Raw genomic sequence first — 12,980 nt, forward strand, 5'->3', positions numbered from 1 at the left:
AATCTACTTAACTTATCTTCCATTAAATAAGTGGCTCAAAACGACCTTCCTCCAAAATATTATCTCGAATATTTTAATTATGTATTGGATTTTGTTCAAGAAAAATACCGCCATATTTTGAATGAAAAAGAGTGGCGTTTCTTGAGAAAATACTATTGTTTGAGTGAAGATGCTCAATGCCTTTTTATTCGTTTTTCAAATAGAAGAGGACTTTTTTTTAGAGTTAATAAGTTGTCATACAGTGAGTTATCAGATATTCCAGCATTGCTTAATGAATTATTGGAACGAGAGTTTATTGAGGCCATCAACGAAGAAAAACACCAAACTTTTGGAAAAGAAATTTTGAATGTTTTGAATGGAAAAGAAATCGTTGACTTGTTTTCAGGGTTACAAAAAAAAGAAAAAGTTCCATACAAAAAACTCAAAAAAGAAGGATTGGTAGAAGCAATTCTACAAGATTTTAGCTTGAATGAAATTGTTGAAAAACTCAATGACTTTGAACCTATTATCAAGGTTTGTTTTGAGTTTGAGGTGACATTTATGAAGTTTTTGTTTTTCGGGAATCGTTACCTTGACATGACAGAATTTGTGATGCGAGATATGGGTTTAGTACAATTTGAAAATCATGATGATGATAAACTTGTAGCCCGATTTAATACCCGAAAAGATGCAGAAGACAAATGGCTAATTACCGACCAGAATGATTTGTTTCTTCAATTAAAAGATTCCTCTCCGCCGCTCGAAATTTATGATTGGTTCATGAACTTTGCTGATTCGGTTGATGAATTAAGCGAAGTCGCAAAACCTGCTTATGAACGATTAATTATTAAAATTGCTACTTTTCTAGAAAAAAACAGGCAATTAGATGAAGCATTATTGGTGTTTCGTCTAACCGAGCAAGTTCCTTCTCGTGAACGACAAGTGAGAACTTTGCAAAAACTTAATTACATTGATGAGGCTTTTTCGCTTTGTCAACAAATGATTGAATTTCCTAAAAATGCCGATGAAAAATTCTTTGCTATTGATTTCTTAAATAGACTAAGCACTAAAAAGAAAACTAAAAAAAGTACAACATCGTGGCTTCATCAAGCAGAGTCAATTACAATTTCAATCAGTTTTCGTCACCAAGTTGAAATGGGAGTAGTTGATTATTATCACAATGAGGGTAAGTTAGCTGTTTTTGCTGAAAATCATCTTTGGCGAGCTATTTTTGGCTTAGTTTTTTGGGACATTGTTTTTGACCCAAGTTTGGTGGCATTTCATCATCCATTTCAACGTCGTCCTTCAGATTTGTATTTGCCTGATTTTTATGAAAAACGTAAAGATTTGATTATTAGTCATTTAGATGGATTTGCTGATGTTCAAGATTTGCTTATTTACATGGGAGAGCGTTATGAATCCAAATTTGGTATTGCTAATCCATTCGTGGTTTGGTTGGAGGAGATTTGGATGATTGTCAGAAAAGCCGTTGAAGTGGTAGAATTTGAAGCGATGAAAAAAATCCTGCACGAAATGTCGAAAAACTTGGTCGAAAACCTGCGTGGCTTTCCAGACCTTTTTATGTGGGATGATGTAGCTGGTGAATATTGTTTTGTAGAAGTAAAATCTCCAACCGATAATTTGTCTAATCAACAATTATCATGGCTTCAATATTTTGAAGAAATTGGTGTAAATGCAAAGGTTTTGCGGGTTTATTGGCGAGAAGATGATAGTTTAGAAGAAGAAATAGAGGTAACTTCTTGATAAAAATGCAATTTTCTACTCGTTTATTCTAAATAAACGAGTAGAAAAGCTAATTTATCTTGAACGAAAAGCAAAAAACCAAGTTGTTAAAATAGAACCAATTGAGAAAATATCCCAAACGGAATTGAAAAGCTCGATATTTGGGTTTAGATTAACATAGTCAGAAAGCATGATAAGTACAGCGAAAATCCCGCAGACGGGAAGACCAAATCCGATGATTTTTATCCACCAAAGTTTATAATTGCTTTCAGAAGAAGTTAATCCTGCAATAGGAAGTGAGGCAAAAACACCAAATAAACCAATAATTGTTGTAATATCAGGCAAATTGAATAAAAGTCCAACTGTCACTCCAAGAATAGAAATTCCAATTAAAGTTCCTATTATCGTTGCACCAATTCGTTGAAGATTTGTAAGAAGGAATTTGCCATTTTTATAAAATATCAAGATAAAATTAGATAGTGGAGTAATAAGCCAAGATGTTAGAACTATAATCATTACAATTGTGCTGAATGGGGGAGGGAGCGTCCGTTGTGCAAAATACACTCCTAAAATCACCGCCCATTGTACTAAAGATTGCTGTTTGCCAATCCAAAATGAATAATTGAGAAACAAACGATAAATTGGATTTCTCGCTTTTATGGTCTCTTTCATACCTTCTTTGGCATAATCATTATTTGGGTCAATACGTAATGCTTCTTTGAAATGCTCTTCGGCGTCGTTATTTTGATTTTTTTCTAATTTTGACCACCCAACATTTGTATGTGTATAAGAGTTGTACGGATTGGCGTTTAGTGCATCAATGATGCTATCATTCAATTCGTCTTTTCTATCAAGTTTAGTTAAGCAGAGGGTTCGATGATTGAGGCAAAGCGTATTCTCAGGCTCTATTTCTAATCCTTTTTCAGCATATTCGAGGGCTTTTTCCCATTCTTTCTTATCAATGTAGATAGCTGTAAGAAATGCCCAAAAATCAGCATCATAAGGTTCTAAATGAATAGCTTCCCAAATTGCTTCTTCAGCTTCTTTTTCTTTGTCAAACTTATCCAAAATTATGGCATGGTAATAATGAGTCAAGCCAATATTTGGAGTCAATTGTACAAGTTTTTGCCAATAAATATCTGCTTTTTCTGTATCACCAATTTCAATCAAACAAGGTACAATAATATATAAAGCATCTATATTATCAGGGTCAGTTTCTAATAATTTTGTTAGTTCCTCAATGGCTTGTTCTTTTCTATTGATTTGATAGAGGTGTCTGGCTCGTTGAAGTTGCGTGTCAGAATTTTGCATAAAAAATATAGCTGATTAAGGTAAATAATAGTTATTTCAATTTCAAATACTTCAAAATATCATCATAAAGACCACTTTCGTTTGAGTAAAGAGCGTAGTTTTTGGCCGTTGCAAACCATTCTTTTGTGGTAGCTTTATGCTTACTGATGGCATTTTTTAAATCTGAATTTGTAATCGGAATGACTCGCCCTTGTTTGAGTGATTCGGGTAATTTTAATTCAACAGCAATATCGATGGTTGCTTTTAAATCAGCTCCTGAATAATCTTGTGTTTGTTTCGCAATTGATTGAATATCAACATTTTCGACTGGTTTTTCGGCCAATTGTATTTTTAAAATTTCTTCTCGAGCTTTTTGGTCGGGCGGTTGAACAAAAATAATTCTGTCGAATCGTCCTGGCCTACGGAATGCAGCATCCAAATACCAAGGGCAATTGGTTGCTCCCAAAATCAAAACACCTTCATTAGAATATTTTACGCCATCCATTTCGTCTAAAAACTGGTTGATGATAAATCTACCAGCTGCTTGCCTCATATCGCTTCGGCTCGCACCAAGAGCATCAACTTCATCAAAAAACAATACACATGGAGCATTCAATCGAGCTTCTTGGAAAATATTATGCAAGTTTTTTTCTGAACTTCCAATCCACATATCAAGTACATCATTCAAACCAACTGAAATAAAATTAGCATTAATTTCGCCCGCAGTTGCTCTTGCCAACAACGTTTTTCCACAACCTGGAGGTCCATAAAGTAAAATCCCACCACCTATTTTTTTGCCAAATGCCTTATAAATATCTGGATTTGTCATCGGATGAATTACTTTTAGAGCAATCTCTTCTTTTACTGCGTCCATTCCGCCAACATCCTTGAAAGCAATTTTAGGCTTTTCAAGGTCAGTATCAATAAACATTTGTTCAATTTCATCTACCCAATCATTGCTCAAAGCCAAACCTGATTCACGAATTTTCTTATTAAGAATATCTTCAAAATCAGCATCGTATAGATTTGGATTTTCGTCCACAGCATTATCAAAAACTTGTTTTGCTTCTTTTAATTCATTGGTTTCTAATAAAACTTTAGCAAGAATGAGTGCTGCGTGAGCTTGATTGGGTTGATTGTCGAGTATTTCTTCGAGCAAAAATCTGGCAGTTGAGTAGTTTTTCAGGTGAAAAAAAGTATCTGCGAGGGAAATTTTTAACGCTATATTATCAGGTGAAAGTCGAATCGTTTCTTTGTATTCAGGTAAAGCTTCTTCGTAGCGAGCTAAATTAAATAATGAATCCGCAAGGAGTTTTCGTAGTGGTAAATTGTCAGGAGAAAATTTTAATGCCTCTCTAAAAGCATCAATTTGTTGTTGATTCATTTTTTCGTTTTTGGATTTTTTTCAAAGATAAAAAAACGATTCATTAATGATTAGTTTTTTTGAATAAAATAAAGGCGTTCAAAATAAATCATTTATTTTGAACGCCTTTGCAAGAATAACTAAGTGATTCTATAAATTTATTCCGCCAGATACTTCGATTCTTTGGCCGTTTACCCATCGACTTTGGTCAGAACATAAAAATGCAACAACACTTCCAATATCTTCGGCTTTGCCAACCCTTCCCAACGCCGTTACAGAAGCTAAATAACCTTTTAGTTGAGCGTTATTTTTGATTCCTGCATTGTTAAAATCTGTTTCAATTGGGCCTGGAGCAACCACATTGGCTCGAATTCCTCTTGGCCCCAACTCTTTGGCAATGTAACGAGTTAATGTTTCAACTGCACTTTTCATTGAGGCATAAATACTGTATCCAGGGTTTGCAAAACGCGTTGTCCCTGACGAAATATTGACTATCCCTCCACCATCATTCAGTAATGACAGCAGTTTTTGAGTTAGAAAATATACTCCCTTAAAATGTACATTAGTAAAATTATCAAAGTCAGCTTCGGTTGCATTGGCAAAGGAAATTGTAGCTCCCATTCCTGCATTATTGACTAAATAATCAATTTTTCTACCTTCAAATGAGTTTAAAAGTGTTTCTGAAAGAGAGCTAACAAAATCATCAATACTACTAAAAATAGATAAATTTAGTTGAATTGCAACGGCTTTTCGCCCCATTGTTACGATTTGAGCTACCACATCTTCGGCGTCAGAACTATTGTTGTTATAAGTAAGAATAATGTCTTTTCCTTGTTCGGCTAAACGTAAAACCATGTCTTTTCCTAATCCACGACTTCCGCCTGTAACTAATGCAATTTTTGTTATATCCATTGAATGTTTTGTTGAAAAATTTTCTTGGTTGAAATCTTTATCAAGAGAACTACAATAAGTGTCTCTTAGTTTTTTTATAATTTGATTCGTTCAGAAATTTTACAAATATCATACGCTACTTTTTGGATATTCATAAATTGTTCGGGAATAATAATCATATTTTCTTCGCTTTGTTCTTGGTTATTTTTATGCTTCAAAATCTGAATATTTTCTTTTGATATAAATGCACTTTTTTCAATAATTTTAATGCCTTCTTTGAGTAAATTTTCAGTATTCTGTGCTATATCTTGTAAGTTTTCAAAATCTGAAAGTTCTTCAAAATGCTCTCGCGAATACAAAGCAAGTGTAGCAACATAAGAGGATAAAAGGTGATTCAAGACCGAAAATTTGTGTACTTCGTTGATACTTATTTGTTTATGTTTTGGTTCGGAAAACATCCTTTGAAAACTAGAAGCCAAGTTGGCACTTCTCACAAATACTTCTTTCCTAACTATTTTATAGGGAATTCGTTGATAATTTTCACCAAAATACATCTGAGAAACTTGATGATAATAAGCCAAATTTGCCTCCAACATTTCAATTAGCGTTTTTTTAAGTTTTTCATGCTCCCAATTTGGCAACAAAACATAACTACCAATAAATGCAAGAACGCCACCAATTGCGGTGTCGTACACTCGTTCGATTAGCAATGCTCGACTTCCCATCCCCAAAAACTCGAAAAGTATCAGGATAAAAGGGGTCATAAAAACAACGCTTATAAGATACGTTTTTCGTTGAAAACTATATGTTCCGAGCATACAAACCAATAAAATAGCAAATAACAAGCGATTATCGGTCACATAGTTGAGGATAATCATACCGATGAAAGCACCTCCAATTGTGCCAATGAGCCTATCCAGATTGCGTTCTTTGGTGAGGCTGTAAGCGGGTTTCATAATGACCATGATTGTCAAAAGAATCCAGTTACTATGCAGAAGTTGAGTCGATTGAGCAATGATAAAACCAATCAGCATCATGCCAGAAACACGAAGAGCGTGTCTGAAATTTTCGGATTTTAAGTTTAAATTTTCTAAAAAAGTATCTAAATCATATACTTGACTGTTGGTGAAAGCGGTCGTTTTTAAGTCATTTCTTGATAATTTTGCTTGTTCTTTTTCCTTAAAATAGCCATTTATTTTTTTGATTCGGAGAAGAATATTTTCAATATTAAACTCAATATTTTTTAATGCTTGTAAACCAATCACCGAAAAAGTTTCTTTGTTTGAAGGTTCATCATTTTGTTTGGAAAGCGTATCAATACTAAATTTAAGCGTTTGTAGTTTGCGATTTAGAAGAAGGTTGATTTCGGGTTTACTGCCATCTTTGAGTGAAATACTAATGTATTCCATTTGTTCTGCCAAAAGATTAAGGATGTTTTCAAAATCAATCAAAATGCCAGTATGGTCAAATTGTTTATGCAGTTTTTGATAATTAAAAAACGTGGACATGATTTGTTCATACAAATCAACCATATCGACAAAAATAACCAGTAATAATCGTCCTTCCTGCGAATTTTCTTGTACAATTTTTTGATTTTTAAAAAGCTGTTCACGCACCGCATCTAGCTTTTCATTGACAGTTATTTGGGCTTCTATGAGTTTTTTATAATTTTCATCATAATCCATGTTTTCTTTATAAAAGCCCGCTTTTATTCGCATAAAACCTGCAATTTCCATCACTGATTCTGCTAAAGAAAGCCTTGCTAGTCGATACGGCATAATCTGATAAATAGATAAACTCAGCAAAGAATACCAAAAACCACCGAGAAAAATATAAAGTGAATAAAACAAAATCTCATTCACAGGGCGAATATCATCAATGCCAATTATCATCACCAATAAAGCAGCTACCCCCATCGAGGTGGCTCTTGTACCATAGACATAAAACATTGAAAAAATGAAACTTAGCACAACAATCAATGCTCCTAAAAGGTAAATCGAGCCGCTACAAAGACTTGTTAGTAAAGATATAATTGTTACTAAAACCATTGTTAAAAACATGGCATTGCGTCTATGAGTAATTGGCCCTGGCGTATCAGCAATACTCGTACAAACGGCTCCTAAAGACAAAGAAATGCCAATTTTAAGTAAACCAAATTGGGCAAGTACCAAACTTGGGAAAACGACGCCAAAAGTTATCCGTAAGCCATCGCCGAAGTATTGGCTAAGAACGAAATTTTTGATTTCGCTAGGAATCTTTTTTGGAGAAAAATGTAGGTTCATGCGAAATAATTAAATGGCTACCAAAATGCCAAAATAATGAAAAATTGCAGCAAAAAACACAAACAAATGCCAAATAAAATGATTGTATGGGATTTTTTGGTTTTGATAGAAAATAACACCAATCAGATAACTTAAGCCTCCAGCAATAAGAAAATAGATAGATTTATTAGGTAGTTGCGTCCAAAAATCAGAATCGATGAAGAAAACTAAACAGCCAATAAATATATAAATTAAGGTAGATAATAAGCGAAATTTTCCAGTATAAAAAATCTTTTTTAAAACACCCAAAGCTATGAGAGACCATTGTATAATAAAAAACCAAAAGGCCGTATTTGAAGGTGTAAATAAGATAATAAATGGTGCGTATGTGCCACCAATTAAGAAAAAAATGCTGATATGGTCGAAAATTCGTAGCGTTTTTTTTACTAATGGGTTAGCAAATGCATGGTATAATGTTGAAAAAGTAAACATTAAAAGTAATGAAAAACAGTAAAATGCCACCGAAAAAGTAAGAATAGAATCAGATTTTTGCACAACTAATGCAATCAATATAGGTGAGGCAATAATTGTAAATAAAATACCTAAACCGTGAGAAATAGCGTTAGCCAATTCTGTTTTTATTTCCGAAGGTGTGTTCATTTGATTGTTTTTATATTTTTAATACTTGCTTCCTGCACCGCCACCACCAAAATCGCCTTTGCCAAATTGTGTTTTTTCAGAATGATTGGGTTGTTGAATTACTTGATTAATGATAAATGCTTCTAAATTTTGAAACTTGTTTGTATCATTTGGCTCGTAAGTTAGACCAAATTTGGGAAGTTTTAGTATTCTAATTGTTAAAACTGAAAACAAAATAAGTAATGTTCCGCCTATTGACAATGCCCATTCGAGTGGTAAAACTGAAAAATATTGTCGATATGTGAAAATAGAAAAAGCAAATGCTAATATTCCAACGATCAAGAGTTTTCTGTCATGTTTTTGTAAGCCACGTACAATATAAAATAGAGGAATTGCCACCGAAAAAAAATAAAATAAGGGTGCAAAGTCAATTTGTACAGAAACTGATAAACCATTTAACGTCGCATTTCCTTCTCGAACTACCAAATAGTTACCACCTAAATAGAACGTCATTAAAGTCAAAATTTCTATAATGTCTTGACAGTCAGTATAATAAGATGAGTTTGTTCGCTTTCTCCAAATATGTATTAAAACATAACTTCCTATCGAAACAAGCATTATTATAAAGGGGATAATTACTTTGCCAATCGGAAATTTGGTTATGACTGAAAACCATAATGCAACCCAAGTTAAATAAATGGCAATGGCCACTAGTGGGTCGGCATAACGAAGTAAAGATGGTAATAATATGACAAGACTAAAGGCTAGATAAGCCCAAAAAGGCAAATTAAATTCGGTTATTGCTACAAAAAAAGTAATCAACGCACAAAGCATTGCATAAAGTAAGGCATTATCTACTCCAGAGCGATAAAAATTATTTTTTTTGATGAAAAATTCAAGAAAATAAAAGAAAATACCAGAATAAATGAGGCAAATTATTGCAAAATTTTGAGTCGATTCTGAAAAAAAACTTGCAAAAAAAATAGAAACAAAACCTATCCCTGCCGAAGCGACAATGTTTGTAAATAAAAATAATCCAACTTTTATAAAAATATTTGAACGATGAAATTCAACTGGAAAAAGCGTTTGAGCAATCTCAAATTGTTCGTCATTCAACATTTTTTGTTTGTGCCAGTTTTTGATAAATACTTGATTATCAATATTTTCTACCCAAATTTCGTTGTATGCTTTTTTCATTTTTTTAGTCCGATGATTTTTTTGATTTTGATTAAAAATAAAACAACACCAGCTCCTGTCAACATAAAATACAGCATAAACAAGAATGGGTCTAATTGCTCAGGAAGTATTTTGAAAGCAGCATATGTAAATGCAATGTATCCGTAAATAACGCCCATTAGTAGAAAAATATAGGAGTGCATTTGACGAGCGTAAATGATGCTCGCAAAAGTTAAAACTCCGACCGAAATGAAGTAAATGATTTTTAAATCGAATGAAAATAGCCCTGATAAAGCAGCCACAAATGCTAAATTACCACCTAAAAGAAAATAAGTAAAAGAGAAATGTTTTTTCAAATTTCGTTGTTCAGCAATCCAACCAAAAAAAAGGAGAAAAACACCTAATAATAGAGCCGTTACAACTAGGTTTTGACTATTAAAATCGTTTGCTTCCCATAGTTTTACAGGGGTAATGCTGACTCCAACGCCCGATGCTAAGGCCGTAATAGCCATTGAAAGAACGCCTCGGTGGTCGAATCGGTATGCACAGACGAAAAACAAGATAGCTGGTAAAAACGCAGATAAACCATAGCGGTTGCCAAAAATAGAATATTGATATTGAAGATAACCTTCGAGCGTCAGAAACGTAAGGCAACCACCAACCAAAGCAAAATCTTCAAGGTTACTTGTTTCTGCGGCTTCCTGCCAATGAAAGGTCTTTCGGTGTAAAAAAGCATAATAAAAACAACCGAAGCAGACTAACGCAATCAGGCCAATAATAGCATTATGGCCAATTGTGTCAATATTTTTGTAAACCAATACCCCTAAACCAGTACTCAAAAACGTGATTCCCAAGTAAAGTAACGAGCGTAATTCCCAGTGAATGGAAAATAGTTTTGTGGTTTCAGTTGAATCGATCTGAGTAGCTTGTTTTTCTGAAATAATACCTTTTTCGGTCAATAAGCCAAGTAAATTTTGGTAGGTCATAAGTAGTTAAGGTTTTTTTTTCACCCTTGATAAAGATTAATAAATGTACTAAATGTTTGTTCAAACGCAAAATCTTGCCAACTCTAGCAAGCACTTTCGATAGCAACATTCAAAAACTTTTGAGAGTCATACAACCTTTTTTGATAATTTGGCATTAGATTGATAATTACATTTATTGTTGAAAATGTTTTATAAAATCATTGATTAAGACAATTTGAATGCTGCTTTTTTATTAAAAATTTAGTTTTACTTTTATAATAACACACGAAAACATGAAAAATATAACTCTTTTAGTACTCGCAATTTTATTTTTAAATGGCTGTTCAAAAAAAATCGATGAAAACCCAACACCAATTTCGGGTGAAACTTTATTGACACAAAATGCAGCCGAACTCAATAAACTCATCGTTCCGATGCAGCATGAACCCTTAAATTTGAGTGATGCCGAATTAGCTTATTTTGATGATTTGAAATCAGCTCAAATTATTGGATTAGGAGAAGCTACGCATGGTTCAAAGGAGTTTTTTCAGATGAAACACCGACTTTTTAAATATTTTGTTGAGCATTTTAATCATAAAGTTTTTGCCTTTGAAATGGATTTTTCAGAATCATTAATCTTTGATGAATACTTGCAAACTGGCAATGGTGATATTGAAAAGTTGATGAAAGAAAAAATGTATTTTTGGACTTGGAATACCTCTGAAGTGAAAGATTTATTGGTCTGGATGAAAGATTATAACATCGGTAAATCCTCAAAAGAAAGGCTTCATATTTATGGTGTTGATTGCCAGACTTTCAGATATAATGTACCCGAACTGATAAAAAGAGTTTCAGTAATTGATGCAAAAATGGGACAAGAAATTTCAAATTTATTAACTGACTTAAATGTAGATAAATTTGAAGGAAAGAAGGCTAATATATTGTTAGTCAACGAATTAATTAAAAATAATAAGGCTAGTTTGACTCTTAAAAGTTCTTCAACCGAATACGATTTTATTGAGCATATTGCCGATATTATTGTACAAACTGAAACAGATTTAACCAGTAATAACCAAGAAAACAGAGATTTGTTTATGGCTGAAAATACCATTTGGTTAAAAAAACATACAGCATATCCGATGTCAGTTTGGGCTCATAATGCACACATTAAAAACACTGAAAGTTCGAACGCATCAGATAGAATGATGGGCTATCATATCAACAATAAACTACAAGGTGGCTATAGCACGATTGGGTTTTCGTTTGCTGAAGGAAGTGTAACGGCAGTAGATTCTGAAAGTAACAAATTAGGGTATTATAATTTTGGTATAAATTCTTTTACGGGATATTCAAACGAACTTTTATCAAAAGCAAAGACACCTAACTTTTTTTATAAAACAGCTATTGTTTATCGAAATGCTGGTTTGCATACATATTTTGACAATACACCTTTTTATCAAATTGGTGCGGTATTTTACGCAAAACCGATGACACCTGATGTCAAAGTTTACGTTCCATTATTGGAAGTTAATTATAATTATGTGATTCACATTAATAAAACCACAAATTCGGATAATTACTGGCTCAGAAAATGAAGCTAAAACTTATCAATGCTTTTAAATTAACCTAGTTTATTCAATTCAAAATATCTTTTTACGAGCAAATTAATAAATCTTTTTAAGTAAGTTTCGTTAAGAAATGTATTCGACCAATTGTCAAATCTTTGACATTGAATGCCGAGATAAAAGAAATACAAACTAACACCAAGCATCGGAATAATTCGTTTTTCTTCATCGGTTATTTTGGTTATTGATTCGTATCCATTAAGAAAATTCTTGATTTTAGATTGACAAACAGCCTCGTCTTTTTCAGTACTATTTAGCTGCAAAATATAGTAGGCAATGTCCATGCAAAGCAGACCATTTCCGCAAAAATCAAAGTCGAAAATTGTAATTTTATTATCTTTTGTAATGTTGAGATTATCAAACCAAATATCTAAATGAACAGCTCCTTTTCTTACTAAATTAACATCAATTTTCGAAAACTCATCAATTAAATATTGTTGAGTTTTTTTCATGAAATCCATTTCTTCTGAATCATTTGGCAAGAAATTTTCAATGTAATTTAGAGAGTCAATGAGTAGAATTTGTGGAGAATATTGAACTCTTTCAAGATTGAATTGCAAAGTAATTTGGTGAATTTGGGCCATTAATTGACCTACTTTAAAGTGTGTTTCTTCTGAAAAATTAAGAAGTTTTTCACCTTTTGCAAACGAAAACATCAGCCCTAATCTTTCACCTTCAGGGGCGTTTATACTTTGAATATAGTTTTTGTTTTTGTCGAAAATTGGGTGAGAAATCGAAATTTCCTGAGCTTTTAAGGTATTTAAAAGCCTAATTTCTTCTAAAATCTCAACTTCTGTTCGCCAATTTAGGCTATAAACCCTAAATATAAATTTTTCTACACCACTTTGAACTAAATATGTATGGTTGATTCCTGTTTTTAGCAAATTACATTGTGTATTTCCGCTAAAACAATATTTTTCCTTCAGAAATGAAGCAAGATGAACCGTAGAAAGGTTTGAACTGATTACAGGAAAATGAGACATTTTATAAAACAATTCTCCGAATTAGGGTTAATAAATTTAACAATTCGAAGAATTGTTCTACAAAA

Annotated in this window: 10 protein-coding genes; 2 read left to right on the forward strand and 8 right to left on the reverse strand. The window is 32.8% G+C overall.

The genetic code is table 11. The annotated features are described in order from the left end of the window. Nucleotides 1-30: 30 nt before the first annotated feature. Complete coding sequence (locus MJQ71_RS04030; protein ID WP_238804695.1) at nucleotides 31-1,743, forward strand: VRR-NUC domain-containing protein; 1,713 nt, start codon at nucleotides 31-33, stop codon at nucleotides 1,741-1,743. A 54-nt stretch (nucleotides 1,744-1,797) separates the two neighbouring features. On the opposite strand, the gene MJQ71_RS04035 is transcribed toward MJQ71_RS04030, so the two are convergent. From MJQ71_RS04035 to MJQ71_RS04065, 7 genes are all read right to left on the reverse strand, one after another. Further along, the gene (locus MJQ71_RS04035) at nucleotides 1,798-3,033 is read right to left on the reverse strand and encodes a hypothetical protein (protein WP_238804697.1); all 1,236 of its coding nucleotides are present in this window, start codon (nucleotides 3,031-3,033) and stop codon (nucleotides 1,798-1,800) included. Nucleotides 3,034-3,064: 31 nt separating this feature from the next. Further along, nucleotides 3,065-4,396, reverse strand: coding sequence for an ATP-binding protein (locus MJQ71_RS04040; protein ID WP_238804700.1), 1,332 nt, complete (start codon nucleotides 4,394-4,396; stop codon nucleotides 3,065-3,067). A gap of 129 nt (nucleotides 4,397-4,525) precedes the next feature. Further along, nucleotides 4,526-5,287 (reverse strand): SDR family NAD(P)-dependent oxidoreductase, encoded by a 762-nt coding sequence (locus tag MJQ71_RS04045; RefSeq protein WP_238804702.1) that lies wholly within the window; start codon nucleotides 5,285-5,287, stop codon nucleotides 4,526-4,528. A gap of 74 nt (nucleotides 5,288-5,361) precedes the next feature. Continuing rightward, a complete protein-coding gene (locus MJQ71_RS04050) occupies nucleotides 5,362-7,548 on the reverse strand; it encodes an FUSC family protein (RefSeq protein ID WP_238804703.1) in 2,187 nt (728 codons plus the stop codon). A 9-nt stretch (nucleotides 7,549-7,557) separates the two neighbouring features. Further along, nucleotides 7,558-8,187, reverse strand: coding sequence for a PAQR family membrane homeostasis protein TrhA (gene trhA / locus MJQ71_RS04055; protein ID WP_238804705.1), 630 nt, complete (start codon nucleotides 8,185-8,187; stop codon nucleotides 7,558-7,560). An 18-nt stretch (nucleotides 8,188-8,205) separates the two neighbouring features. Then, complete coding sequence (locus MJQ71_RS04060) at nucleotides 8,206-9,363, reverse strand: hypothetical protein (RefSeq protein ID WP_238804707.1); 1,158 nt, start codon at nucleotides 9,361-9,363, stop codon at nucleotides 8,206-8,208. Beyond that, on the reverse strand, nucleotides 9,360-10,328 hold the full coding sequence (locus MJQ71_RS04065) for a DUF2157 domain-containing protein (protein ID WP_238804709.1): 969 nt from the start codon (nucleotides 10,326-10,328) through the stop codon (nucleotides 9,360-9,362). The genes MJQ71_RS04060 and MJQ71_RS04065 overlap by 4 nt, the downstream gene beginning before the upstream one ends. Before the next feature lie 272 nt (nucleotides 10,329-10,600). Here MJQ71_RS04065 and MJQ71_RS04070 point away from each other — a divergent pair, with 272 nt between their 5' ends. Beyond that, nucleotides 10,601-11,902, forward strand: coding sequence for an erythromycin esterase family protein (locus MJQ71_RS04070; RefSeq protein WP_238804711.1), 1,302 nt, complete (start codon nucleotides 10,601-10,603; stop codon nucleotides 11,900-11,902). Nucleotides 11,903-11,928: 26 nt separating this feature from the next. Here the strand turns inward: MJQ71_RS04070 and MJQ71_RS04075 are convergent, their stop codons facing one another. Continuing rightward, nucleotides 11,929-12,915 carry a phosphotransferase gene (locus MJQ71_RS04075; RefSeq protein WP_238804713.1) on the reverse strand — a complete coding sequence of 329 codons (987 nt, stop codon included), beginning with the start codon at nucleotides 12,913-12,915 and terminating at the stop codon, nucleotides 11,929-11,931. Between the last annotated feature and the right edge of the window lie 65 nt (nucleotides 12,916-12,980).

This window comes from Emticicia aquatica, from assembly GCF_923079645.1.
Classification (GTDB): Bacteria; Bacteroidota; Bacteroidia; order Cytophagales; family Spirosomataceae; genus Emticicia; species Emticicia aquatica.

Coding starts and splice junctions, on each gene's coding strand:
- MJQ71_RS04035 (WP_238804697.1), bottom strand. CDS start 3,033: ATGCAAAATTCTGACACGCAACTTCAACGAGCCAGACACCTCTATCAA.
- MJQ71_RS04040 (WP_238804700.1), bottom strand. CDS start 4,396: ATGAATCAACAACAAATTGATGCTTTTAGAGAGGCATTAAAATTTTCT.
- MJQ71_RS04045 (WP_238804702.1), bottom strand. CDS start 5,287: ATGGATATAACAAAAATTGCATTAGTTACAGGCGGAAGTCGTGGATTA.
- MJQ71_RS04050 (WP_238804703.1), bottom strand. CDS start 7,548: ATGAACCTACATTTTTCTCCAAAAAAGATTCCTAGCGAAATCAAAAAT.
- trhA (WP_238804705.1), bottom strand. CDS start 8,187: ATGAACACACCTTCGGAAATAAAAACAGAATTGGCTAACGCTATTTCT.
- MJQ71_RS04060 (WP_238804707.1), bottom strand. CDS start 9,363: ATGAAAAAAGCATACAACGAAATTTGGGTAGAAAATATTGATAATCAA.
- MJQ71_RS04065 (WP_238804709.1), bottom strand. CDS start 10,328: ATGACCTACCAAAATTTACTTGGCTTATTGACCGAAAAAGGTATTATT.
- MJQ71_RS04070 (WP_238804711.1), top strand. CDS start 10,601: ATGAAAAATATAACTCTTTTAGTACTCGCAATTTTATTTTTAAATGGC.
- MJQ71_RS04075 (WP_238804713.1), bottom strand. CDS start 12,915: ATGTCTCATTTTCCTGTAATCAGTTCAAACCTTTCTACGGTTCATCTT.